26 protein-coding genes are annotated in these 24,143 nt (G+C 60.5%); 22 read left to right on the forward strand and 4 right to left on the reverse strand.

Annotated features, from left to right (window positions below):
* The 7 genes from ABD653_RS06815 (at window position 1) to ABD653_RS06845 (ending at window position 7,439) form a co-directional block, all read left to right on the forward strand.
* Window positions 1–1,320, forward strand: coding sequence for a DUF4350 domain-containing protein (locus ABD653_RS06815; protein ID WP_160777988.1), 1,320 nt, complete (start codon window positions 1–3; stop codon window positions 1,318–1,320).
* Window positions 1,317–2,282: an AAA family ATPase gene (locus tag ABD653_RS06820; RefSeq protein ID WP_160777989.1), complete on the forward strand. Its 966-nt coding sequence runs from the start codon at window positions 1,317–1,319 to the stop codon at window positions 2,280–2,282. Before ABD653_RS06815 ends, ABD653_RS06820 begins: the two co-directional genes overlap by 4 nt.
* Window positions 2,283–3,617, forward strand: coding sequence for a DUF58 domain-containing protein (locus tag ABD653_RS06825; RefSeq protein ID WP_160777990.1), 1,335 nt, complete (start codon window positions 2,283–2,285; stop codon window positions 3,615–3,617).
* Window positions 3,614–4,678, forward strand: a complete 1,065-nt coding sequence (locus ABD653_RS06830; RefSeq protein ID WP_160777991.1) for a stage II sporulation protein M — start codon at window positions 3,614–3,616, stop codon at window positions 4,676–4,678. The genes ABD653_RS06825 and ABD653_RS06830 overlap by 4 nt, the downstream gene beginning before the upstream one ends.
* Window positions 4,675–5,580, forward strand: a complete 906-nt coding sequence (locus ABD653_RS06835; RefSeq protein ID WP_160777992.1) for an RDD family protein — start codon at window positions 4,675–4,677, stop codon at window positions 5,578–5,580. Before ABD653_RS06830 ends, ABD653_RS06835 begins: the two co-directional genes overlap by 4 nt.
* Window positions 5,581–5,643: 63 nt before the next feature.
* A complete protein-coding gene (locus tag ABD653_RS06840; RefSeq protein ID WP_160777993.1) occupies window positions 5,644–6,558 on the forward strand; it encodes a fatty acid desaturase family protein in 915 nt (304 codons plus the stop codon).
* Entirely contained in the window at window positions 6,555–7,439 is an 885-nt protein-coding gene (locus tag ABD653_RS06845; protein WP_160777994.1) for a fatty acid desaturase, read from the forward strand. The genes ABD653_RS06840 and ABD653_RS06845 overlap by 4 nt, the downstream gene beginning before the upstream one ends.
* Window positions 7,440–7,449: 10 nt before the next feature.
* Here the strand turns inward: ABD653_RS06845 and ABD653_RS06850 are convergent, their stop codons facing one another.
* Window positions 7,450–8,559 carry an isoaspartyl peptidase/L-asparaginase family protein gene (locus ABD653_RS06850; protein ID WP_160777995.1) on the reverse strand — a complete coding sequence of 370 codons (1,110 nt, stop codon included), beginning with the start codon at window positions 8,557–8,559 and terminating at the stop codon, window positions 7,450–7,452.
* A gap of 139 nt (window positions 8,560–8,698) precedes the next feature.
* On the opposite strand from ABD653_RS06850, the gene ABD653_RS06855 reads away from it, so the two are divergent.
* From ABD653_RS06855 to ABD653_RS06880, 6 genes are all read left to right on the forward strand, one after another.
* The gene (locus ABD653_RS06855) at window positions 8,699–9,862 is read left to right on the forward strand and encodes a mechanosensitive ion channel (protein WP_160777996.1); all 1,164 of its coding nucleotides are present in this window, start codon (window positions 8,699–8,701) and stop codon (window positions 9,860–9,862) included.
* 67 nt (window positions 9,863–9,929) lie between these two features.
* Window positions 9,930–10,451: a GNAT family N-acetyltransferase gene (locus ABD653_RS06860; protein ID WP_160777997.1), complete on the forward strand. Its 522-nt coding sequence runs from the start codon at window positions 9,930–9,932 to the stop codon at window positions 10,449–10,451.
* Between the two features lie 41 nt (window positions 10,452–10,492).
* The gene (locus tag ABD653_RS06865) at window positions 10,493–11,449 is read left to right on the forward strand and encodes an SDR family NAD(P)-dependent oxidoreductase (RefSeq protein WP_160777998.1); all 957 of its coding nucleotides are present in this window, start codon (window positions 10,493–10,495) and stop codon (window positions 11,447–11,449) included.
* A gap of 83 nt (window positions 11,450–11,532) precedes the next feature.
* Window positions 11,533–12,063 (forward strand): sigma-70 family RNA polymerase sigma factor, encoded by a 531-nt coding sequence (locus tag ABD653_RS06870; RefSeq protein WP_160777999.1) that lies wholly within the window; start codon window positions 11,533–11,535, stop codon window positions 12,061–12,063.
* 2 nt (window positions 12,064–12,065) lie between these two features.
* Complete coding sequence (locus ABD653_RS06875) at window positions 12,066–12,707, forward strand: NrsF family protein (protein WP_199801064.1); 642 nt, start codon at window positions 12,066–12,068, stop codon at window positions 12,705–12,707.
* A 48-nt stretch (window positions 12,708–12,755) separates the two neighbouring features.
* Window positions 12,756–13,652, forward strand: coding sequence for a fatty acid desaturase (locus ABD653_RS06880; protein WP_160778000.1), 897 nt, complete (start codon window positions 12,756–12,758; stop codon window positions 13,650–13,652).
* A 118-nt stretch (window positions 13,653–13,770) separates the two neighbouring features.
* Here the strand turns inward: ABD653_RS06880 and ABD653_RS06885 are convergent, their stop codons facing one another.
* Entirely contained in the window at window positions 13,771–14,448 is a 678-nt protein-coding gene (locus tag ABD653_RS06885) for an OmpW/AlkL family protein (protein WP_160778001.1), read from the reverse strand.
* A 293-nt stretch (window positions 14,449–14,741) separates the two neighbouring features.
* Here ABD653_RS06885 and ispG point away from each other — a divergent pair, with 293 nt between their 5' ends.
* The 6 genes from ispG (at window position 14,742) to ABD653_RS06915 (ending at window position 18,755) form a co-directional block, all read left to right on the forward strand.
* Window positions 14,742–15,881: a flavodoxin-dependent (E)-4-hydroxy-3-methylbut-2-enyl-diphosphate synthase gene (gene ispG / locus ABD653_RS06890; RefSeq protein ID WP_160780269.1), complete on the forward strand. Its 1,140-nt coding sequence runs from the start codon at window positions 14,742–14,744 to the stop codon at window positions 15,879–15,881.
* A gap of 4 nt (window positions 15,882–15,885) precedes the next feature.
* Window positions 15,886–16,140 carry a hypothetical protein gene (locus ABD653_RS06895; RefSeq protein ID WP_234032107.1) on the forward strand — a complete coding sequence of 85 codons (255 nt, stop codon included), beginning with the start codon at window positions 15,886–15,888 and terminating at the stop codon, window positions 16,138–16,140.
* 4 nt (window positions 16,141–16,144) lie between these two features.
* Complete coding sequence (locus ABD653_RS06900; protein ID WP_160778002.1) at window positions 16,145–16,663, forward strand: thioredoxin family protein; 519 nt, start codon at window positions 16,145–16,147, stop codon at window positions 16,661–16,663.
* 119 nt (window positions 16,664–16,782) lie between these two features.
* Entirely contained in the window at window positions 16,783–17,259 is a 477-nt protein-coding gene (locus tag ABD653_RS06905) for a hypothetical protein (RefSeq protein WP_160778003.1), read from the forward strand.
* A gap of 48 nt (window positions 17,260–17,307) precedes the next feature.
* Window positions 17,308–18,198: a histone deacetylase family protein gene (locus ABD653_RS06910; RefSeq protein ID WP_160778004.1), complete on the forward strand. Its 891-nt coding sequence runs from the start codon at window positions 17,308–17,310 to the stop codon at window positions 18,196–18,198.
* A gap of 23 nt (window positions 18,199–18,221) precedes the next feature.
* The gene (locus ABD653_RS06915) at window positions 18,222–18,755 is read left to right on the forward strand and encodes a retropepsin-like aspartic protease family protein (protein ID WP_234032227.1); all 534 of its coding nucleotides are present in this window, start codon (window positions 18,222–18,224) and stop codon (window positions 18,753–18,755) included.
* A gap of 30 nt (window positions 18,756–18,785) precedes the next feature.
* Here the strand turns inward: ABD653_RS06915 and ABD653_RS06920 are convergent, their stop codons facing one another.
* A complete protein-coding gene (locus ABD653_RS06920; RefSeq protein WP_234032108.1) occupies window positions 18,786–19,394 on the reverse strand; it encodes a hypothetical protein in 609 nt (202 codons plus the stop codon).
* Window positions 19,395–19,432: 38 nt separating this feature from the next.
* On the opposite strand from ABD653_RS06920, the gene ABD653_RS06925 reads away from it, so the two are divergent.
* A complete protein-coding gene (locus tag ABD653_RS06925) occupies window positions 19,433–20,845 on the forward strand; it encodes an NAD(P)-binding protein (protein WP_160778006.1) in 1,413 nt (470 codons plus the stop codon).
* A 62-nt stretch (window positions 20,846–20,907) separates the two neighbouring features.
* Window positions 20,908–21,618 (forward strand): murein L,D-transpeptidase catalytic domain-containing protein, encoded by a 711-nt coding sequence (locus ABD653_RS06930; RefSeq protein ID WP_160778007.1) that lies wholly within the window; start codon window positions 20,908–20,910, stop codon window positions 21,616–21,618.
* A gap of 9 nt (window positions 21,619–21,627) precedes the next feature.
* Here the strand turns inward: ABD653_RS06930 and ABD653_RS06935 are convergent, their stop codons facing one another.
* Complete coding sequence (locus ABD653_RS06935; protein WP_160780272.1) at window positions 21,628–23,034, reverse strand: L,D-transpeptidase family protein; 1,407 nt, start codon at window positions 23,032–23,034, stop codon at window positions 21,628–21,630.
* A gap of 155 nt (window positions 23,035–23,189) precedes the next feature.
* Between ABD653_RS06935 and ABD653_RS06940 the strand changes: the two genes are divergently transcribed.
* Entirely contained in the window at window positions 23,190–24,071 is an 882-nt protein-coding gene (locus tag ABD653_RS06940) for a DMT family transporter (protein WP_160778008.1), read from the forward strand.
* Window positions 24,072–24,143: the final 72 nt, after the last annotated feature.

Consider the following 24,143-nt stretch of genomic DNA (forward strand, 5'->3'; position numbering starts at 1 on the left):
ATGGCCAGCGCGCCCGCCATTGCTTCGGCCCCGGCAGCCAATCCGCAAGCCTTCGGCAAGCGCGGTGTGCTGGCGCTGGTTGTGTTCGGCACGCTCGCCTTTGTTGCATTGCTTTACCTGATCGGGGCCGGCCAGATGACCGGGCCTGCCAATAACGGCCAGGCCCATGCCGGATCGAAGGGGCTGACGGGATACGCAGCGCTGGTTCAGTTGCTGGAGGGCGAAGGGCACGATGTGACCGTGTCGCGCAGCGAGGCGCAGCTGGATGACGAAGGGCTGTTGGTCCTGACCCCGCCACCCTTCACCGATGTCGAGGAATTGCGCGACCTGATCAACCGACGGCGCTATGTCGGCCCAACCTTGGTCATCCTGCCGAAATGGCAAACCACACAAGCCAGTGACAGCGATAATGCGAAATCGGGCTGGGTCCGCTTGTTCGGCGCTTTCGGCCTGCAGGAAAGCTTACAAGTCCATGTTGCCACCCTCACTTTCGAAGTCACGGTATCGGAAGACGAGACGCCCACCCTTCCCCGCTGGTCAGGTCCGGGCTCTCGCCAAGGCCGATTGCCAACAGCAGAAGCGGTCCAGACCTTCAGCGACGACAGCTCCTCTCTCGTCATTCCGCTGGTTACCGCACCCCAGGGTGTCCTCGCCGGATACTACGACGACAATGGCTATTATGACGCGCTGGCCGAAGCTGGCGGCGTGCAGCCCAATGATGCCGATACTACCGACATGGAACTGTGGAACGTCACCATCATTGCCGAACCTGACCTGGTTAACAATTGGGGACTGGCCGATCGCAGCCGGAGCGAGCTTGCCCATCTCATTGTCGACCTGGCCTCCGAAGGGGACGACCAGCAAGTCGTGTTTGACACCACGCTCAATGGCCTGGGCGGTTCGCGCAACCTGCTGACGCTGGCATTCGAGCCGCCATTCCTGGCCGCCACATTGTGCCTGATCATGGCGTTGTTGCTGGTGGGCTGGCGGGCTTTCAAGCGCTTCGGACCGGCAGCCGAAAACGGTCCGAATATCGCATTTGGCAAGGGGCAATTGGTCGAAAACGGCGCCAGCGTTATCCAGCGCACGCGCCGGGTACACTTGCTGACCCGCCCATATGCCGCCCTGATGGCCGCCCGCATTGCCCGCAGTCTGGGCCTGCGCGGGCACGACCGCGCGACCATCGATGATGCGCTGGTCCGGCGCGGGTTGGAGACTGTATCGCCCCGCCTTGCCACTTTGGAAAATGCCCGCCACCGGGCCGACATCATTCGCGCCGCACGCGCTCTCCATTCGCTTGAAAGGACACTCACCCGATGACCCAGTCTCTCGAGGCCCTGCGCCAGTTGGCCGATGCCGTTCGCGCCGAAGTTGGCAAGGCGATTGTCGGCCAGGATGCCCTTGTTGATCACCTGCTGATCGCGCTCGCCAGCGAAGGCCATGTGCTGATGGAAGGCCCGCCGGGAACGGCCAAGACCTTCCTTGCGCAATGTTTCGCCAAGGCAACCGGCCTTGATTTCGGGCGGATCCAGTTCACGCCGGATTTGTTGCCGGGCGATATCCTGGGTTCGAACCTGTTCAATTTCCAGACCAGCACCTTCACCATGACGCGCGGGCCCATTTTCACCGAGCTTCTGCTGGCCGATGAAATCAACCGCACCCCGCCAAAGACCCAGGCCGCCTTGCTTGAAGCCATGCAGGAACGGCGGGTCACTCTCGATGGCGAAACCCACCCGCTGCCCGACAGGTTTATGGTTGTCGCAACCCAGAACCCGATCGAAAACCAGGGGGTCTATCCCCTGCCCGAGGCGCAGCTCGACAGGTTCCTGTTCAAGTTGTTAGTTCCCTATCCAGACGAGGATGAAGAGGCGAAGATCGTTTCGCGGTTCTCGGTCGAACAGGGCCCGACCCGTCCGGAATCCTTCGGCATCAAGGCCGTCGCCGACCATGCCAAGCTGACCGATGCTGTTGGTGCAGTGAAAGGCGTGACGCTGGCCCAGGAGAATGTTGATTATGTTGTGCGGTTGGTGCGCGCAACGCGTGAACATGCCGACCTGCTAACCGGCGCATCGCCGCGTGCTGCCGTGCTGCTGGCCAATGCCGCGCGCGCGCGGGCTGCGCTGGAAGGTCGGGACTATGTGATCCCCGATGATATCAAGCAGCTTTCCACCAGCGTGCTGCGCCATCGCCTGACGCTAACCGCAGCTGCCGAAATTGAAGGTCGCGCTGTCGAGACGATTGTCGATGAGCTGGTCACCAATACGGAGGCGCCGCGGTCCTAGATGAGGGTCAAGTTTCCCCTCGTTCCTACCGGTAGGGCAGTCTGGCTCGCCGCCCTCGCGGCACCGGTCGCGCTGCTGGTGGCCTTGATAGCCCCGGCTGCATGGCTGGTCGCGCCGATTGCGGCGGTTGCCCTGATCCTGGCGGTGCTGGCGGACGGGTTGCTGGCCGGGAAACTGGCGGACTGGCGTTTCCATGCGCCCGACAATGCCGAGGTCGGCGAACCGTTTGCCCTGACCGTGCTGGCTGATATTGCCGGCGGTGCGCCGGGCAAGGTGGAGGCTGCGTGGCAATGCGACCCGCGCCTCGCTCCCGGAGGGCGTGCAACCGCGCGCTTGGCACGGAGCGGCGATGGCGCGAGCTGGAACGGCTCCACTGAATTAATCGCGTCGCGCCGTGGCACCGGCGAGCTTTCGCGCATCTGGCTTAATTGGTCAGGCCCGCTTGGCCTGGGTGCGCGGCAGATCAGCCAGCCGCTTGATCGTGAGGTTCGCATCTGGCCTGATCTTGCCCCGATCCGCTCTGCAACCTTGCAGGCCTTGCTGAGGGATGCCGAGATCGGCTTGATCGCGCGGCGTCAGCGCGGCGAGGGAACCCAGTTCGAAGCCCTGACCGAGTATGACGCCGGGATGGACCGGCGCCGCATCGACTGGAAAGCAAGCGCCCGTCATACCAAGCTCTACGCCCGCGAGAACGAGAGCGAGCGCAACAACCAGATCGTTTTTGCCTTCGATTGCGGGCAAGCCATGTGCGAACCAGTCGACGGCGTGCCGCGGATCGATCGTGCAGTCACGGCAGGTCTGACAGCGGCCTATGTCGCCTTGAAAGGAGGCGATCGCTCCATGCTGTTCGGGTTTGCCCGCCGCCCGATGGTCGCGACCCCGTTCATCGGCGAAACCCGCGCCTTCCCCAAGCTGCAGGAAGCGGCCGCCGCGCTCGAATACCAATCGGAAGAGCCCAACTTCACGCTAGGCCTGGCAACGCTCTCTGCGCGCCTGCGCCGCCGGTCCCTGATCGTCCTGTTTTCCGAATTCACCGATCCGACCAGCGCCGAACTGATGATTGAAAGCATCAGCCGCCTGATCGAGAAACATATCGTGCTGTTCGTCACTTTCGAAGACACCGAGCTGGAGGCACTGCGGCGCGCAGAGCCGGAAAGCATGGATGCCATTGCCGGTGCGGTGACCGCTGACTCGCTCGCCCGTCAGCGCCAGTTGGTGCACGAGCGCCTGCGTCATATGGGGGTCGACATCATCGAGGCTCCGCATGACCGGATGGGCTTTGCCGTGATCGACCGTTACCTGCGGATCCGGCGCAGCGAGGCAATCGCTGGATGAAGGCGCCAGTCCTCTCGAACCTGTTCGGCAGCAAGGAAGTGGCACCCCCGCCCGAGATCGAGGCGGCTGCCCTCAGGTCGGACCGTTTCCGCCTCGAGCGTGAGAGCGAATGGCGACGGCTCGACGATATCGTCACTCGGCTGGAGAAGGGCCGTCTGCGCGGGGTCGCTGACGACGACATTGCCGATTTGCCCGCCCTGTATCGGACAGCTGCCTCCAGCCTTGCGGTCGCCCGCGAGACATCGCTCGACGCAGCTACGCTTGCCTATCTGGAGGGGCTGGTCCAGCGCGCCTGGTACCAGGTCTATGGCCCGCGCCGGGGATTCATCGCATGGCTGCGCCAGTTCCTTACCGGCGACTGGGCCCGCTCGGTTCGCGAAATCTGGCTCGACATGTGTATTGCGCTGGCCGTGATGGTTGCCGGTACTGTCACCGGCTGGATGCTGGTGGCGCAGAACCAGGATTGGTTTTATGCGCTTGTCCCCGGCGACCTGAGTGACACCCGCGTCCCTGGCGCAAGCCGCGAAGTGCTGGCGGAAACACTGAAGGTCGAGAATGATGCCGGGGGGCTATCCGCCTTCGCTGCTTACCTGTTCTACAACAATGCGACGGTGTCGATCCTGGCTTTCGCTCTGGGGTTTGCCTTTGGCATCCCCAGCCTGATGCTGCTGGTTTACAACATGGCCATGCTGGGCGCGCTGATGTGGCTGTTCCATTCGGTTGGCTTGCTGCCTGAATTGCTGGCGTGGCTGGCGGTGCATGGCACGACCGAGCTGTTTGCCATCCTGCTGGCGGGCGCGGCAGGGGTACATGTCGGGCGCAAGATGGCGTTTCCGGGCACAGCGACAATCCTTGGCGCTGCCGCCAATGCCGGGCGCCGCTCTGCCAGCGTGATGGTCGGCGTGGTGCTGATGCTGGTCCTGGCAGCCCTGCTCGAAGCGTTTCCGCGCCAACTGGCCGGATCGGAAGCGCGGACCATAATCGGCCTCTTCATGCTCATCTTCTGGCTCGCCTATTTCACCCTTTCGGGCCGTGAACGCCGCAAGGGGGTTTCGACATGAACGCAGCCACCCAGCGTCGCACCCGTGTTTCGGACAAGCGCCAGCGCATCCTGACCACGCCGGAAGGGATCACCTTGCCAATCACGCTGGCCGCCCGCGGATCGCGACTGGTCGCGCTGATCCTCGATTACATGCTGATCATCGTTTCGATCCTTATCTTGCTTTTCAGTATCGCCTTCCTGGCCGGCAGCATGGATGCCCTGAACGAAAATGTGGCGGGCGCAGGTGAATTCCTGGTGGTGGTCTTTTTCGTCACGTTGTTCCTGCTGTGGAACGGCTATTTCATCCTGTTCGAAATGGGGCCGCGCGGCGCGACACTGGGCAAGCGCATCATGAAAATCCGGGTCGCTTCCCGCGATGGCGGGCGCTTGACACCCGAGGCTGTGATCGCCCGCAACCTGCTGCGCCAGATCGAGATTTTCCTGCCGATTTCCTTCGTCAGCAATGCCAGCACCAGTGGCGCAGGCGCGGCGTGGTTCGCCGGGGCTGCATGGTTCCTGATCTTCATGCTGTTCCCCTTTTTCAATCGCGATGCGATGCGGGCGGGCGATGTGATTGCAGGGACCTGGGTGCTCGAGGCGCCGCGAACCAAACTCGCCGGGGTCTTATCGGTCGAGGACGACGATGCGCCTCGCCAGCATCGCTATTCCTTCGGGCCGGAGGAATTGGCGGTCTATGGCGAGCACGAGCTCAAGACGCTGGAGGAGGTCTTGCGGCGGGGCGATCCGGAAGCGATGGCCGCCGTACAGGCCGCGATCTGCCGCAAGATTGGGTGGGACAGCGGCTCCGGCGATGAACAGGCCTTCCTCGAAACCTTCTACACCGCCCTGCGGGCCAAGCTTGAAGGCGGAATGCGTTTCGGCAAACGCAAGCTCGACAAATTTGACGAAAGCCCATCCTGATTGGCAACCTGTTTGCGGCCTATCAGCGGATCAGGTATGTCAGGGGCAAAAGGAGGGTCGGCGATGAAACAGGCGCCCGAGATTTTCGATTATCTCAGCCGCGAAGAGATTGCCACGTTTGGCGAGAAGTCGGACCTGCGCGCATCGCTGACGCTGGCGATACAGCTGGCCCTGTTTGCCGGCGCGTTCGCATTGGCAATCCTGTGGCCCAACCCGGTTACCATTGTGCTTGCCATCCTGCTGCTGGGCGGACGGATCCAGGCTTTTGGCGTGATGACCCATGATTGCGCGCACGGCGCGTTCTTCAAGTCCCCCTCGCTCAACCAGTTTGTAGGCAAGTGGATTGTCGGCGGGCCGGCCCATACGCCGCTGGAGGCGTATCGCCGCTATCACCTCGATCATCATCGCTATGCCGGCACGCCGGACGATCCCGACAAATGGATGGTCAAGAACTACCCGATCGCCAAGGCCAGCCTCAAGCGCAAGTTCATCCGTGACCTGACTGGCCAGACCGGCTTTCGTGACCTTGTCCGCGAGGTGAAGGGTTTCACCTGGTCTGGAAACGGCCCGACCCTGGTGTTTCATGTGACGCTGGCCCTGGTGCTGACAGCCTTGGGCGCTCCATGGGCTTACTTGCTGTTCTGGGCAGCGCGGCTGTTGGTCTATCCGGCAATCCATCGCCTGCGTCAGATCAGCGAACATGGCGTTGTGCCTGACCGCGACGTTCTAGATGCGCGCCTTAATACCGGCACCACTATCCCGCGCTGGTGGGAACGGCTGGTCGTATCGCCCTGCAACGTGAACTACCATCTGGAGCATCACATTTTCGCATCTGTGCCACCTTACCGGCTCCCCGCCCTTCACCGGCTGCTGGTCGAGCGGGGATATTACCGTGACCATGATTGCATCGCACATGGCTTTGCCGATGTGCTGCGGCGCGCGACCCGGCCTGACGAAACAACCCCGGTGGCAGCATGAACGTGCATTCGCCAATCCTGCCCGGCAACCTTGCCCAGCTATCGAGCGCGGAACTGACCCGCCTCGAACGTGAAATCGCGCAGAAATATGCCGGCAAGACGCCGTGGGAAACGGTGGCCTGGGGGGTCCTGATCCCGCTGGTCTGGATTGGCAACGGCGCCCTGGCACTGACCGGCACGATCCCGCTGTGGCTGGGATTTGTCATTTCTACACTCGCCCTGATGTTCACCTACGCGCCCAATCATGATGCCCAGCATCACATCATCGGGCGCAAGGGCACCAAGAGGCATCGCCTTAATGAATTTGTCGGGCACTGGACCAGCTGGCTGCTGGTTCTACCGTTCGAGACCTTGCGGGTGACGCATCTCGACCATCATCGCCACACCAATGATCCGCAACTGGATAGTGATATCACGACCCAGGCCCCTACTGCGGCGGCGGCGATCTGGGAATCGGTTCTGCAACGCCAGCCCAACGGGAAAAGGGCACAGGACTATCGCGCCAGTCTGGAGCGAGCCGGGCGAGAAGATTTGGTCAAGCTGACCGCGCTCTATAAGCTCGGCTTCTTTGCCAGCCTGTTCACGCTGGCCTGGAACGGGCTGGCGATCGAAGCTTTCGTGCTGTGGTGGCTGCCATACCAACTGGCAATGACATACATCATCTTTTTCCTGAGCTGGGCGCCGCACAGCCCCGACATGCCGCAAGGCAAATATCGCGACACCAAGAGCTGGAAATCAAAGTTGGGCGATCCGCTTTCAATGTGGATGGGATATCACGTGGTGCACCACCTGCACCCCTATATCCCCCTTCTGAAGACCAAGCCGGCCTATTGGGAAATGCGCCCGATATTGGAGGCGCGCGGGGTCAAGCTGGGGATGTGATCACCGGCCCTCACTCGCTGCCGTAAATCGCCACTTCCTTGACCCCCGCGCTGGTGGCGCGGGCCCGGTACATGCCGGCGGTGTTGAAACTGAACACTGCGGGCCCGAACGGCGAAACCACAATCACGCCGCCTGTGCCGCCAAGGTCTTTCACATCCGCCATAGCCGCGTCTGCTGCTGCCTGGATGTCGGCTTCTTCCAGCCACATCTCGCTTGCGTGGACGATGAAAGTCGGATTGCCATCGGCATCCTTGGGCACTGATGCCTGGGCATCATCGAGCATCTTGCGCCAACGGTATTTCAACGTTTGGCAGATCGAATGGCCAACCGCCGCACGGATGAAGTACTCGCCCTGTCCGGTTGCCGAAACGGCACAGTCGCGATTGTCGGCATAGGTCCCTGCGCCCAGCACAGGGACATCGCCGATCCGGCCCCAGCGTTTGCCGGTCAGCCCACCGGTTGATGTTCCCGCCGCGACATTGCCTTCCAGGTCCAGCGCGACAGCCCCGACAGTACCGAATTTGTGGTCGACATCGATGGCAGACAATTGCCGCGCCTTAAGACGTTCCAGCGCCTCGCGCCTTGCCTCGGTTGCGAACCAGTCCGGCGAAGCTGTCTCCAGCCCCCGCTCGCCCGCAAATTCCTCGGCCCCCGCACCGCTCAGGAAGACATGCCGGCCGTCTTTCATCACTTCGCGGGCAAGCAGGATAGGATTCTTGATCGACTTCACGCCGGTCACCGCGCCTGCGCTACGGTCGCGGCCATCCATGATCGCCGCATCCAGTTCGTTCTCGCCTTCCCAGGTGAACACCGCGCCGCGTCCGGCGTTGAATTTAGGGTCATCCTCCAGCAGCAGGATTGCCGCCACCACCGCGTCCATCGCGCTGCCGCCATTCTTCAGGATGTCAGTACCGGCCTCCAGCGCCTGATCCAGCGCGGCAAGATACTCCGCTTCCTGCTCCGCGTTCATATTCTCGCGCTTGATGGTTCCCGCTCCGCCATGGATCGCAAACGACCAGCGCGGCTCCATCGGATCATGATCGTCCTGTGCCTGGACTGGAAGACCGAGAGCCGCCAGCAACATAGCCGCTCCACCAAGAACCAAGTTTTTTGTGAACATCTCGATGTTCTCCCACATCCGCCAAGGCTTCATTCAGCTTCGCTACGAAAATTATTAACGATGCACTTTCGCAGAGGTGCACGGCTGTGGTATTCACCGTTCAAGCCGAAATTCCAATCGACTTTTTGGGGGACTCGCAATGAGAATAGGAAATTACGAATTTGACCAGGCTCTGGCGATGGAGCTGGCCGAGAAAGCCGGCCTCGCATTGCTGATCCTGGTTGTGACGTGGGCTTTGGCCAAAGCGGCCAAGTGGGCCTTCGCCCATCTGGTCGACCGGGTGTCCTTTCTGCAGAAGGGGACATCCAGTGGCGGTTCCGTGGGCGAGTCTCTGGGCAAGATCGTTTCGCTGCTGATCTGGCTCTTCGGCCTGCTCGGCATTTTGCAAGTGCTGGAACTGAACGCGGTCGCTGGCCCGATCAATTCCCTGCTTGAAAACATCATGGACTTCATCCCGAACCTGGTTGGTGCTGGCCTGCTGTTGTTCATCGGATTGATGATTGCCGGGATCGTGCGCGACATCGCGATAACCGCGATGCAGACAATCGATCTGGACAAATGGGCGAACAAGGGCGGTGTCGACAATGTCACCGGCAACAATGCCATCAGCACCACGCTGGGCACCATCATCTACGTCCTGATTGCGATCCCGGTCGCGATCGGCGCGCTGGGTGTGCTCAACATTGCGGCCATCTCCGGCCCTGCCAGCGACATGCTGCGGATGATCCTGGAAGCGATTCCGAATATTATCGCGGCGGCTATCCTGCTTGGCCTGGGCTATTTCATCAGCAAGTTCGTAGTCGACCTGCTGAAAGAATTGCTGGGCGGCCTGGGTGTTGACCGTGCTCTGGGTGAAACCGGCCTGTTGCCGGACGGCACCGCAGCATCATCGGTCATCGCGCGGATTGTACAGGTTGCCATCATCCTGTTCTTCGCCATTGCAGCCACGCGGATGCTCGGTTTCCCGGAACTGACGGCCATCCTCAACGAGGTGCTGGCTCTGGGCGGCAAGGTCGCATTCGGCGCTGTGGTTATCGGCGCTGGCTTCCTGATCGCCAACCTGCTGGCCAAGCTGATCGGCGGCGCCAGCGAGGGCTCGACTGCAGCCACCATCGTGCGCTGGGCGACCATCGTGCTGTTCACGGTGATGGGCCTACAATACACCGAAATCGGCGGAATGCTGCCGGGCAATGCCTTGCTCGTCTTCATCATCGGCGCATCGGTTGCAGGCGCTCTTGCCTTCGGCCTCGGTGGCCGCGAATGGGCCGCCAGGAAGCTGGAAGAGTGGGACAGCAAGAAATAGGCTGGCCACGGTTTGACCAGAGCGGGGCTTTACGCCCTGCCTGACTACAGGATAGGGGCGCGGGATCATGATCCTGCGCCCCGTTTCTTTGGACGATGTCTCAGCCCTTTCCCGTCTCGGCACGGAAAGCTTCATCGCCGCGTTCGGGCATCTTTACAAGAAAGCCGATCTCGACGCGTTTCTGGAGCAGGTATATTCGGAAAAATCGGTCGAGGAGGAAATCCGCGACGACCATTGCGTGCATTGCCTGGCCGATGATGGCGAGCGCCTGCTGGGCTTCGTAAAGCTTCGCCATCCCAGCTGGTACGAAGAAGACTCGCCCTCCGACGCCACCAACCCGGTCGCGCTGGGCCAGCTTTATACCCAGCCCGATGCCACCGGCCAGGGGATCGGTGCGGCACTGATGGAATGGGCCATTGCCGAAGCCCGCCAGCGTGGCCATGATGCGATCCAGCTATCGGTGTGGAGCGAGAATTTCGGCGGTCAGCGCTTCTATCAGCGCTATGGCTTTGAAAAGGTCGCCGATATCGACTTCTACGTCGGGGAGCACCGGGACGAAGAGTTCCTGTACGAGTTACGACTGGCATAGGCGCGCCGCATCAGGCTCGCCGGGATTGTGGAGAGACGAGCATGAGCGAATTTGGTTTCAGCAGCACTGCAGACGAGGTGCTTGAGGGCAAGGACCTGACCGGCAAGACAGCTTTCATCACAGGCGGCTATTCTGGCCTTGGCAAGGAAACGGCCCGGGCAATGGCAGCCAAGGGGGCCCATGTCATTGTCGCCGGGCGCGATATCGAGAAAGCCAATACCGCTGCCGAAGAGATCCGCAGCGAGGTAGAGGGCGCCCATATCGAGACGATCCTGTGCGATCTCGGTTCGCTCGAGGCGGTCAGGGCATGCGGGGAAGAGGCGCAGCAGCGCTTCGACAAGATTGACCTGCTGATCAACAATGCCGGGGTCATGGCGTGCCCGAAGGGCGAGACGAGTGACGGCTTCGAAATGCAATTCGGCACCAATCATCTCGGCCATTTCGTGCTCACCAAGCATCTGCTGCCACTGGTGGAGAAAGGCGAAGATGCGCGCATCATCAACCTTTCAAGCCGTGGCCATCACCTCGACACGGTTCATCTCGATGATCCGAACTACGAGCATCGCGAGTACGAGAAATGGCCCGCTTATGGCCAGTCCAAGACGGCCAACATCCTGTTCTCGGTCGGCCTTGCTAACCGGTTCGGCCACAAGGGTATCACCGCCCTCGCCCTGCATCCGGGCGGGATCATGACCAATCTCGGGCGTCATATGACGGAAGAGGACCTGACCTGGATGCGCAAGCGGATGGAGGACAATGCCAAGGATGGCGGCGAAGGTCTCAAGACCATTCCCCAGGGCGCAGCCACGACCTGCTTTGCCGCGACCGAGCCAAGCCTTCAGGGCCATGGCGGGCAATATCTGGAAGACTGCCACGTGGCCGAAGTTGATGACGAAAGCTCTTCCGGCGGCGTGCGTTCCTACGCGCTCGACCCCAAGACAGCCGACGATCTTTGGGCCTTGTCCGAGCGGCTGGTCGGCGAGACTTTTTCGAACTGAGGAAATTTTTCTTCCGCCTTGTGTAACCGGGCCAGCCCCCCTGCCGAACTGCCCGGTGTAACTTGCATCGGGGAGGTGCGCAGATGATTGCAGATGAAGCCACGCTGGCGCAGCTGATGCGCAAATCGCAAGAGGGCGACAAGCGCGCCTATGCGGTGCTGCTGGACGAAGCTGCAAACTGGCTGCAGCGCTATTTCCGGCGTCGCGTGCCGCCCCATCAGCTGGACGATCTGGTCCAGGAAGTGCTGATGGCGGTGCACAGAAAGCGCGACACCTGGGATAGCGAAAGGGCATTCCTGCCCTGGCTGGCTGCCATCGCGCGCTATCGCTGGGTCGACCATCTGCGCAAGGTCTATCGGACCGAAGCGGATCAGCTGGAAGACTGGGATGCAGCCGAAGAAAGCAGCGAAGAAGCGGTGCTGGCTCGCCTGAGTCTGGAACGTCTCTTCGTGAAGCTTCCGGAAAAGCAGGCCGAAGTGATCGAAATGGTCAAAATCGAGGGCCTGTCGATCAAGGAAGCATCGGACAAGACCGGCCAGAGCGAAAGCCTGGTCAAAGTGAATATCCATCGTGGGCTCAAGAAGCTGTCCACGCTTATCGAGAAGGCAGAATAGTCATGAACAGGGCGAACCAGGCATTGATTGCCGAGCTCACCGAAGACCTGCAGCCGGTCCGGGCCATGAAGGCGCGCGACGGGCTGATGCTGGCCGGATTGGCCGGCGCGATCACGGTGCTTGCGGTCTGGCTTGTGGCCGGATTGTGGGATGGCATCGTGACTGGCGAAGCCTCGGCCTTCTTCCTGATCACCAATGGCCTGTTGCTGGTTTTGGGCATTGCCGCGGTCACGGCGGTTGTTGCGCTGGCCAGCCCCTCGGTCGGAAATCGTCAGGACGGGCCGAAATGGGCGCTGTCGATGATTGCAATCCTGCCTGTTGCCGGGCTGTTTGCCGCCTTGCGGCTGGGTGAAGGGATCGGCGCGGCCGTAGACCCTTACGCCTTCCATTGCCTGGCCTCGGGCACCGCCGCATCGGCGCTGACCTTCGTGGCCCTGACCTATTGGCTCAAACGTGGTGCCCCGGTGTCGACCGAGACGGCAGGCTTGTTCGCCGGGATTGCCTCGGGCGCCATTGGCAGCTTTGCCTACGGCCTGTCCTGCCCGATCGATGGGGTCACCCACCTTGGCCTGTGGCACGTCTTCCCGATCGCCATCGCCGGTGCTCTTGGCCGGGCCATCCTGCCACGGATCATCCGGTGGTGATCAGCAAAGGATTTTGACCTCCCTCGCCCGTTGGTGCAAATTGCGCGAATGGGCGAGGCAGCAGCACAATTGACAGACAGGGCAGGCATCGATCTGTCGCAACTGAGCGACCGCGAGTTGCGCAAGCTCGAATTACAGATCGCCCGCAAACATAGCGGGATGTTCCCTTGGGGCATTGTGGTCTGGGCCTTCCTGAACCTGGCCGTCTGGCTCAGCCTGTGGCCGCTCGTATTGCTGGACATTATCCCGCTATGGCTGGGATTTGTTGTTGCCTCCGTCAATCTGTCATTGGTCTATCTGCCGACCCATGATGCCCAGCATCACATTATCGGGCGCCCGGGCACGCGGTGGTACTGGCTGAACGAACTGGTCGGCCACGCCACCAGCTGGATGATCCTGACCCCGTTTGAAGTGTGGCGGATCACCCATATGGACCATCATCGCCATACCAATGATCCGGAACTGGATGTCGACATTACCAGCCATGCAGACAATGGCTGGCAAGCGATCTGGCGGTCCATCCGGCAACGCCAGCCAGACTCCAAACGGCAAGAGGATTATGCTGCTTCGGTCCAGCGCGCCGGCCGGGAGGATCTCCTCGGCCAAGCCGCGCTGTTCAAGCTTGGCCATCTGGCATTTCTGTTCGCAATGGCGTGGAGCGGCTATGCGCTCGAGGTATTCCTGCTGTGGTGGCTGCCCTACCACATAGCGATCACCTATCTCGTGTTCTTCCTGAGCTGGGCACCGCACAGCCCGAATATGGGCCAGGGTTGCTATCGCGACACCAAGAACTGGCGATCACAGGTTGGCAATATCCTGTCGATGGGGATGCAATATCACATCGTCCATCACCTCCATCCCTACATTCCGTTGATGCAAACAGGTGCAGCCTATCGGGAAATGAAGCCGATCCTGGAAGCACGCGGCTGCAAGCTGGAAATGTAGGGCGCGGCAGGCAGGCGGGCACTACTGCTTCGGAAAGGCCAGTCGCCAGAGGCGCAACAGGTACGGGGCGGACGGCATCAGCCACCCGCCCCGGTCCGATGGATATGCATCCAGCATCCTAGAAACGAAAACCAAGACCGGCGCTGATCACCCATGGATCGAGCTTGTGATCCGTGTTGATGATGTTCACGCCGCCAGCATTGAAGTTGGCCGTCGTGTCGACGAAATAGCGCTTCACATCAACGCCCAGCACCATGCCGGTGTCATTGAGATCGATGTCGGCACCGGCTTGCAGGACGAAGCCGAACTCGTTCGACAGGTTCACATCATCAATACCAAGCGCGGCAGCATCGGGGCCGACGCCTTCGTCGAAGATGAAGAAATGCGTTACACCGCCGCCGATATAGGGCTTGAAGCCGGAATCATTGGTCAGGTGAAACTTGCCTGTCAGCGTGGCTGGCAAAACGATCGCATTGTTGATCAGGTTGGTTCCGGCAAGGCCGCCGATTCCGTCGACATCGGTCGTGGTGATGCAGCAAATCGTCTCGATCGAGAAATTGCTGGCGATGAAGTACTCTGCCGCGATGGTCGGAACGACACTGTCGGTGACATTGGTTTGTGCATCGGCCGGCAAGCCGAACAGATCCGCGTTCACATCGGTGATCTCGCCATCGGGCAAGACACCCGTGACAAAAGCGCGAACCTGGATGTCACCCGCTTCCTGCGCAGACGCAGCGGACACCGGCAGGGCCATGGCGGCAAAGGCGCTGGCTGCAAGCAATGATGTCTTCAACATTTCAAAACCTCTCAAAACTCTCCGTCCGAACACTAAATGAGACTGAGTTACATTGGTGTCATTGAAAGAGATGGGCCATATTGATAGTTTTCATCTATGACCGGGCTTTAAGGAGCGACCTAACCGTCATTTCCTACCGGGCCGTGCGCTGATAGGTGGCCTCCATGCGAATGCCCCTCCACAAAGCGCGCTCAACCCGCCATACGGGGCGCGAGACCGGCTGCGTGCCCCTGTATTTTGAGCATCAGGACTGTGTTCCATGTGTTCCATCCAGTAGGATTTGAGCTTTGAGTATGAATGCCATCCGCCCCTGGCGCACGATTGAACGGCGCACATCGCGGCAAATCATGGTCGGCAATGTCCCGGTTGGTGGTGATGCGCCAATCACGGTGCAAACGATGACCAACACGCCGACCGAGGATGCGGTGGCGACGTTGGACCAGATCCGGCGCTGCGAAGATGCCGGAGCTGATATCATCCGGGTTTCGTGCCCGACCGAGGAATCGACCAGGTCCTTTGCCAAGATCACCAAGGCGGCAGCCGTCCCGATCGTCGCCGACATCCACTTCCACTACAAACGGGCGCTGGAGGCGGCGGACGCCGGTGCGGCGTGCTTGCGGATCAATCCCGGCAATATCGGATCTTCCCAGCGCGTAGCCGAAGTCGTCCGCGCCGCCAAAGCCAATGGCTGCGCAATCCGGATCGGCGTCAATGCAGGCAGCCTCGAGAAAGACCTGCTGGAGAAGTATGGCGAACCCTGCCCCGAGGCACTGATCGAAAGTGCGCTTGACCATATCAAGCTGCTCCAGGATCACGACTTCCACGAATACAAGGTCGCTGTGAAAGCAAGCGACGTGTTCCTGGCCGTTGCGGCCTATCACGGGCTGGCCGAAGCGGTCGATTGCCCGCTTCACCTCGGCATTACCGAAGCCGGGGGCCTGATCGGCGGCACCGTGAAGAGCTCGATCGGAATGGGCAGCCTGTTGTGGGCGGGGATCGGCGATACGATCCGCGTGTCACTCTCTGCGGAACCCGAGCAGGAAGTGAAAGTCGGCTTCGAAATGCTCAAGGCCCTGGGCTTGCGCACTCGCGGCGTGCGGGTCGTGTCGTGCCCGAGTTGTTCACGCCAGGGCTTCGACGTGATCCGCACGGTAGAGGCACTTGAAACCCGGCTTGAGCACATCAAGACCCCGATGAGCCTCTCTGTCCTTGGCTGTGTCGTCAATGGCCCGGGCGAGGCGCGCGAAACCGATATTGGCCTGACCGGCGGCGGAAAGGGCAAACATATGGTATATCTCAGCGGCGTGACTGATCATCATGTCGAAGACCAGGACATGCTTGATCACATCGTCAAGCTGGTCGAGGAGAAAGCCGCCAAGATCGAAGCCGGCGAAGCCGAGGCTTTTGACCCGCATGCGGTGGCGGCCGAGTGAGAATATGCCGACGGATGAGCAAACCGGAATAGAAGCCGAACTGCAACAGGCGGTTCCGCAGGAACAGCTGCCTATCAAAGCCGAACGGGCACGGTCCGTAGGCGCGATTGCTGCTGGCGCTTTTGCACTGGGCGCGTTCGCGATGGGCGCGGTGGCTATTGGCGCCCTCGCCATCGGCAGAGTTGCGATTGGCCGACTACGGATCCGTGATGCGCAGATTGACCGGCTGCGAGTAGGACGCCTTGAAGTTGAGGACTAGGCCCTTGTTCCGGTCAGCCTTCGCCGCACCCCTAGCACTGGCGGTGGCTGCATGTGTACCCGCCAGCAATGCTCCGGTTGCCAGCGCGTCAAAGGCAGAGAAACATCCCGAAGCGCGGCTCTACGACGCCAGCCTCGATGCCAGCATGGCCGTCGACGCGGCCCTGGAACGCGCCGCCGGGCGGAACGTGAATGCTCTGGTCGTGATGGGTGCCAATTGGTGCCATGACAGCCGCGCCTTTGCTGGCTGGAGCGAGACTCCCCGCTTTGCGGCGATGCTGGCCCAGCGGTTTGAACTGGTGTTCATCAATGTCGGGATGCCGCAAACCGGCGACGGGCATAATCTTCATATTGCCAAGCGGTTCGGGATCGAAGAACTCGAAGGCACGCCCACAGTGCTGGTCATCGCGCCAGACGGGAACGTTCTGAATGGCGATACGGCGAAGACCTGGCGCGACACAGCCAGCCGCAGCGAAGACGCAGTTTTCGAAGAACTGGCCGCGTTCCCTCTACCTGCGCGATAGGCGCAATATTTGCCTTGTCTTGATTGGTCCAATACAGTCGGATCACCATCGGGTCAGACTATCTTGATCGGACCGGGCCAAGATCCGGCTGATCGCGATTCTTGCAAAGGGGATGCCCAATGGCAAAAGGAATGCTTGTAACAAATGCCGGACCTGCGGAGACCAGGGGGGCATCGATCTTCAAGTCCGATGGCGCGGCGGATGGTGCTGCTTCGGGAACGGCCAAAGGTGCCATTCCCGCCAACTACCTGACCAAGCTGCTGACATTGTTCCCGACCGAGATTGTCGGGATTTACACCGCGATGGTCGCCATCTGGGGTCAGTCGACCTGGTGGATCGCCACCGCATCCCTGCTTGCCTTGCTGATCCTGCGCTATGTCATGCTGAAAGCCGACGGCAAGAAACTGCTGTGGCAAGCCTATCTGGTCAGTATCGTGTCCTTCATTCTGTGGCTGTTCGTGCAGAAAGATGCCTTCGTGGTCGACATGTTGCAGGATTTCGGAACACCCGAAGAGATTCAGAAAGCAGCCTCTGCTCTCGCCGTATTCTGGGCCGGGATCATGCCAGCGATCACAAAGCTTGAGGCCAAGGAGTAGCCACCCTACCTCGGGCAGGTGCTGCACGTCGTCCACCATGCCGATTACATGGCTCCGCGCCCAGAGCGGGGGACATTTAAATTCGACAAGTACTTCCTGGTCATGGAGGCTTTGCGCGCGAGCGGCGAACCCGTCACCGAACACGCTCCGGAGCCGATGCCGCGCGAATGGCTCGAGGCGGTGCATTGCCCCGACTATGTTGATCAGGTTTTCACCGGCACGGTTCCGCGAGACAAGGAACGGCGGATCGGATTCCCGGTCACCTCGCATATTGCCAGCCGGGTACGCCATACCAATGGCGGGACCTGGCTCGCGGCGCAGCTAGCAAAGGCGCATGGTTATGCCGCCAACAGTGCTGCGGGCAGCCATCACGCGCTTTACGATGCCGGTGCAGGCTATTGTGTGTTCAATGATCTGGCGGTTGCTGCCAACCGGCTGATTGCAGAAGGCGATGCACGCCATATTCTGATCGTCGATCTCGATGTGCATCAGGGCGATGGCACCGCCAGCCTGACTGCCCTGCGTGACGACGTGGTTACCTTTTCCATGCATGCAGAGAAGAATTTCCCGGTGCGCAAGGCGCGCTCGAACCTGGATGTCCCGCTCGCGGACGGGATCGGCGACGAAGCCTATATGGCTACCCTCGCCCGGCACTTGCCGGCGCTGCTTGACGACGTTGAACCGGATCTTGTTCTCTATCAGGCCGGGGTCGACCCGCATGAAGGAGACAGGCTTGGACGGCTGGCGCTTTCCAGCGAGGGGCTGTGCACCCGTGATCGCTATGTGATTGCCGAAGTCCGTCGCCGGGGCTTGCCCGTCGCCAGCGCACTTGGCGGTGGCTATGGCGAAGACCAGCATGAGGTTGCTGCCCGGCACGCTCGATCAATGCTGGCAATGGCGGATGAAAACAGACTTCAGGGCGGCTTTACACCCGCTTAATCTACCTGCGGTAGTCTGTGGCAATGATTGGACGCTACCTCTTGCTGGCCTTTGGCTTGTGCGCCCTGGTGATTGCATTTGTGCCGAGTGACACCGGCACCGGCCCGGCGCCGGCATCTCCAGATGGAGAACAGCAAGGCGATCTCTCCCTGAATGCAAGCACTCCTGCCTCTGCCGATTGGTATGCGGGAACTCACACGCTAGCGCGCCAGCCGGACGGCCATTTTTACGCTGATGCGCGAGTTGGCGGCACACCTTTGCGAATGATGGTCGATACTGGTGCAAGCGTTATCGCTCTGACGGGACCGGATGCCCTGGCAGCAGGGTTGTCGTGGGATGATGCGCAAATCGCGCAAGTCGGATCGGGTGCCAGCGGCGCGGTGTTCGGGATCAATACGATGCTGGACGAGGTCGAAATTGGCGGCATGGTCCGGCGCAATGTGCGTGCTGTGATAATCCCGCAAGGCCTCGAAGTGTCATTACTTGGCCAATCCTACCTGTCGCAAATCAGCTCTGTCAAGATCGCTGCCGACAAGATGGTGATGGACGCGCAATAGTTCGCGCAACCGGCCCATGGCGCGACAATCCTAGAAGTAGATGTCGATGTAGTCGGTCAGCAAATCGCACCATTCGAACTCGCGCAAGCGCCAGTACTTCCGGTTCTGCGTCACGGCGAAGCGCCAATTTGTCCTGCGCTGACGGCACAGCCGCCCTTCGTCTGGCGTGTCCACTATCGAGACGAGTCCATCAAGTATGAAATAGTCAGGCCCGATCTCGGTGACCCTGCCTTCGACGAGCAATTTGCCGGGGCCGCCTTGCGCATTTTGCATGCCGCGCAGGATCATCACTCCACCATTTTGCCTAATGTCTACCGGCCCACGATCTTCCCAGCCGATCCATTGCAAAGTGATGCCACCATTGCCCCTCAGACGCAGAGCAGCATCCTGATCAAGAATTCTCGTCGGCGAAGGAGGTAACGGCGTTGTTTCCTGCGCCACTTCCGGAGATGGTGGGCGATCAGGCGACGCCCGCAGACCGGCCGGTGCTGCAGGAACGCTTGCCGCTAGATCCGGGACATTCGGCGCATCGGCAGGGATGGCGCATCCGGCAAGCAGTCCTGCCGCAACAACGATCAAAGCGCGTACCATTTCCCGATACCCCTTCCCCGGAATCCGTTTCTCTCTCACGGGTGCCATGCTAGGGCGAGCGCCTGACAAAGGAAAGAAATCCCCTCATGCCGACACTTGATACCGACTACCTCATTATTGGCGCCGGCGCGGTTGGCCTCTCCTTTGCCGATGTCGTCCTGCAAGAGGATCCCGACGCGCATCTGACCATCGTCGACAAACATTCCAAGCCGGGCGGACACTGGAACGATGCCTACAGCTTCGTCGCGCTGCACCAGCCGAGCGCATCTTACGGCATCAATTCAGTTGACCTGGGCAGCAACCGCATCGACGAGGCAGGGCCGAACAAGGGCTATTACGAGCTCGCCAGCGGGCCCGAAGTTGTTGCCTATTTCGATAATGTGATGCGCGATCACTTTCTCCCGACCGGCCGTGTCGATTATCATCCGTTGTCCGAGTACACTGGCGAACACACCTTCCGCGGCGTGCTGTCGGGGCAGGAAACGAAAGTGAAAGTGCGGCGCAAGGTCGTCGATGGCACATTCTACGACACATCTGTGCCTTCCACGCATACCCGCAAGTTCGAAGTCGCCAATGATGTCCGCATCGTTGTTCCCGGCGCGCTGCCCGATCTCTGGAAGAAGCCGGATGAAATCCCGGCACACTATTGTATTCTGGGCGCAGGGAAGACTGCGATGGATGCAGGCGTGTGGCTTGTCGAAGCAGGCATCGATCCGTCCAAGATCAGCTGGGTACGCCCCCGCGATAGCTGGATGCTCAACCGCCAGTATACCCAGCCGGGTGTCGAGTTTTTCGAAGGAGTCATCGCCAGCCAGATCCGCCAGATGGAAGCCTGTGCGCAGGCCAGTGACGCCAACGACCTGTTCCTGCGGCTGGAGGCCGGTGGCGATATGCTCCGGCTAGACAAGGACGTGGTGCCGACCATGTTCCACTATCCCACCATTTCAGTTGGCGAAGTCGAACGTTTGCAGACCATTACCGATGTCATCCGCAAGGGACGTGTCCGCAGTATCGAGCGGGGTGTCCTGCATCTCGAGCAGGGTGAACACGCCATGCCGGCAGACACGCTCTACATCGATTGCACAGCATCTGCGGTCCACAAGACCGAGACCAAGCCGCAATTTGAAGAAGGCCTGATTACACCCCAATTGATGCATGTGCCCCTGGTCACACTCAATGCTTCGATCACCGCCTTCCTCGAGGTGCATCTGGATACAGATGAGGAGAAGAACGCCCTCAGCGCGGTTTCCCCGTTCTGCCATTCTATCGAAGGTTTTCCGGCAACCGTGATGGGCACCGGAATGAGCCGGATGCGCTGGGCCCAATATCCCGAATTGATGGCGTGGCTGGAACGGTCACGGCTCAATCCGGCTTCCCGTGCCATTGCGCAGTTGAAGCAGGAAGATCCGTCAAAATTGGCCATCCTTGCGCCTATGCAAGCTGCCGTGATGGCTGCCGGGCCCAACCTCATGCGCCTTGCGGCGATGGCGGAAGACTAGGAACAATCTGGAAATTCTGCGCTTCACGGTGCAGACATGCAATTCCTGTTATGGTGAGGACTATGAAACGCCGTGATCTGATCAAGGGAGCCGTTGCCACCGGAGCGCTGGCCGCACTGCCAGCGCGTGCTTTCGCGCAACCTGCCAAGGGCAGCCAGAGAGACCGGAAGCTCTTCGCGCTTGCGAAGGAACAACTCGACAAGGCTGGCGACGTCATCTGGAAACGCGACATTGTCGGTATTTCGGACTTCGGACTGCGGTCCAGCGAGCCGAGATTCCATTTCGTGAATCTCGATCGCCAAGAAGTGAAGAGCTATTTGGTAAGCCACGGGACCGGATCGGATCCCGAACATGACGGGTGGCTCAATTCCTATTCCAATATCGAAGGGTCAAACGCCACCAGCAAAGGCGCCTATGTCACGTGGGAATGGTACAAGGGGCGTTATGGCACTTCAGTCCGCTTGGGAGGCCTTGATACGACCAACAACAATGCGTTGCGCCGCTATATCGTGATGCACCGTGCGCGTTATGCCGAACCCGAACATGTCGAACGCTGGGGCCGCCTTGGTCGCTCGAATGGTTGTTTCGCCATGGGCGAAGAACAGTTCCGCATTGCACTGCTCAACCTCTCCGGCGGACGGTTGCTCTATGCAGACAGCCTTGGCTGGAGTGAAGACGGATCGGTTGTCGAGCGGCCAGAGCCGCGCGATCTTGAATTGTTGGTGCCCGACAACGCGACCGGTGAAGACCGGCTCAATCCCGGCGTCTACTAATTTGCGCGATTAGATCGTGCGGGGATCATCCTCGATCACGATGATCTGTTCGTTCGTCACCCGCGAGCGGTTGGCCACACGCGGCTTTGCAAACGCATCGATTACGGCAGCATCGCGTCCGTAAAGATCGCGGAAGGTCGACAATTTGCCTTCGATGTCCGTCGCCATCGTGAAATAGGTGATATAGACCGGCATCTTCTTCTCGAAACGGACCCGGGTGTATTTGCCGGACGTCAGCTTCGCGACACCCTCGTCAGCCGTCAGACCCGCTTGCAGGATAGCGAGCGTGAGCGCGAGTTCGGTCGCGCGTTCGGTGCGGATACAGCCATGGCTGAGCGCCCGGCTCGCATTCTTGAACAGGCCACGGCTTGGCGTATCATGCAGGAAAATCGCATGCCGGTTGGGCATGTCGAGCTTCATCCGGCCTAGCGAATTCGTCGGCCCTGGTTGCTGTACAACGGTGACCCAGCCATTCGCACCGCGAGTGGCTTTGTAGCCTTTGGCGCGAGCCCAACCCGGATTCCCGAGAACGCGGGCGCCCAGTCCCTCACCCCTCACAATGCTTTGCGGCACCGTCCAGGTCGGGTTGAGGATCACCCCTTCGACCACTTCGGCCAGTTGCGGGGTCGCGGTGCGGCCTGGCTTGCCGACAATGGTTCGATAGGTGCGCACGATCTTGTCATTCACCGTCAGTCGCAGCTGGTATTCCGGCACATTGGTGATCAGATATTGCCCGCCGAGATCGCGTGGCAACCAGCGCCAGCGATCCATATTCGCCTGGATCTGCCTGAACTCGCTGCTTCCCGGTGTCGCTCCGGCCAGTGCTTCGCGCAGGACCGCATAATCGGGATGCAGTGGGGCAACGCTATCGAGGGCTGAGCCCAGATCGCCGCTCGTGAGTGCAGTCTTGAGGATTTTGCCGCTGCGATAGCGATCCGCGTCAGGATCCATCACGAACCATTGCTTGCGTCCGGCCATTGGCGTCCGGCCGTCACGCATATCCTCGACCAGCCAGACGAAACGCTCGCTGGCGGCAGCATCCAGCGCCGCACTGGCACCTTGGGCAATAATTCCTTGCAACCCGACAGCATCATAATCTTCCGGATCAAGTCCTTCGGAATCGATCCCTTCGATCAGGGATACCAAGGCGTTGGCCTGATCGATCGACCAGCTCTGGACCACCGGATCCACTTGCTGAACCGTCTCGAAGGTTCCGTCGAACGCCTTCTCGATCGAATCTTGGGTTGGCGCATCATAGTCCGCGTCACCAGCCTCGGCGGTCGACGTGGTTGGCAAAGCTTCGACAGGAGCAGGCGGAAGAAGATTCTCGGGCTCGGCCTGCTGGGCCAGTGCCGCGACCGGCAACACCAGGCCAACTCCGGCCAGAAACAAGGATTTGCGCATATTCGCCTTCATGAATGACAACCCACCAAAGTTGAGGAGCGTTTCGATTTGCCCCGTATTGCAGCCAATTTGCCGCATTCCTCGATTTCCATCAAGCATCGACGCTTTCCCCATGCTGAATTATTCCGCGACGTGACGCAGGCGTCCACTGGCCCTAGGAGGCGACCATGCATCGCGATCACCCTGTTTTGCCATTCCTGCTAACCTTCGCAGGGGTCGGGATGCTCTCATTGATGGATGCCTTCATGAAAGGCGCGTCGCTGGCCATCGGGGCGTATAGCGCGGCTGTTTGGAGGGCCGCCCTTGCCTGCTTGATCATAGCGCCTTTCTGGTTGTTGCTGGGCGGGAGATGGCCGGCGCGCAATGTGCTCAAGCTGCACTTGCTGCGGGGTACCGTATCGGCATTCATGGCGCTCAGCTTCTTCTATGCGCTGACCAAGCTACCGATTGCAGAGGCGATTGCGATTTCATTTATTGCGCCGCTCATCGCACTCTACCTTGCCGCCCTCTTGCTGGGCGAACAGATCCGCCGCGAAGCCATCTTTGCCTCGATCCTGGGTTTCGGCGGCACAATTGTGATTATCGGAGGGAAGATCGGGCGCGAGCCACCCAGCGAGGATGTCTGGCTGGGGCTGGGTGCGATCCTGTTCTCCGCGATGCTGTATGCGTATAATTTCGTCGTCATCCGGCAACAATCGCAAGTCGCCAAACCGGCCGAAATCGCCACCTTCCATGGCGGTGTCGCAGCCTTGGTGCTGGGACTTGGCGCACCATGGTTCCTGGAATGGCCCACAACTGCCGCCATGATTGATCTGGGATGGGCTGCATTGCTGACGGTTGGTGGCGCCATGGCGCTGGCCTGGGCCTATGCCAGGGCGGAAGCGCAGGCTCTGGTGCCAATCGAATATTCGGGCTTTCTCTGGGCTTCGCTGTTTGGCTGGCTGTTCTTCGCCGAGCAAGTGACCTTGCCTACCATCGCGGGAACTCTGCTGATTGTCGCCGGGTGCTGGATTGCGGCCCGCGCGCCGACCGAACAAAGCACCATCTAAGACCAATCTCCGATCAATCGACGGCCCGTCTCCTCTTGACCAAACCGCTGCTCTAGCGCAGGTGCGCAGCAG

Source organism: Parerythrobacter jejuensis (assembly GCF_039536765.1).
Classification (GTDB): Bacteria; Pseudomonadota; Alphaproteobacteria; order Sphingomonadales; family Sphingomonadaceae; genus Parerythrobacter; species Parerythrobacter jejuensis.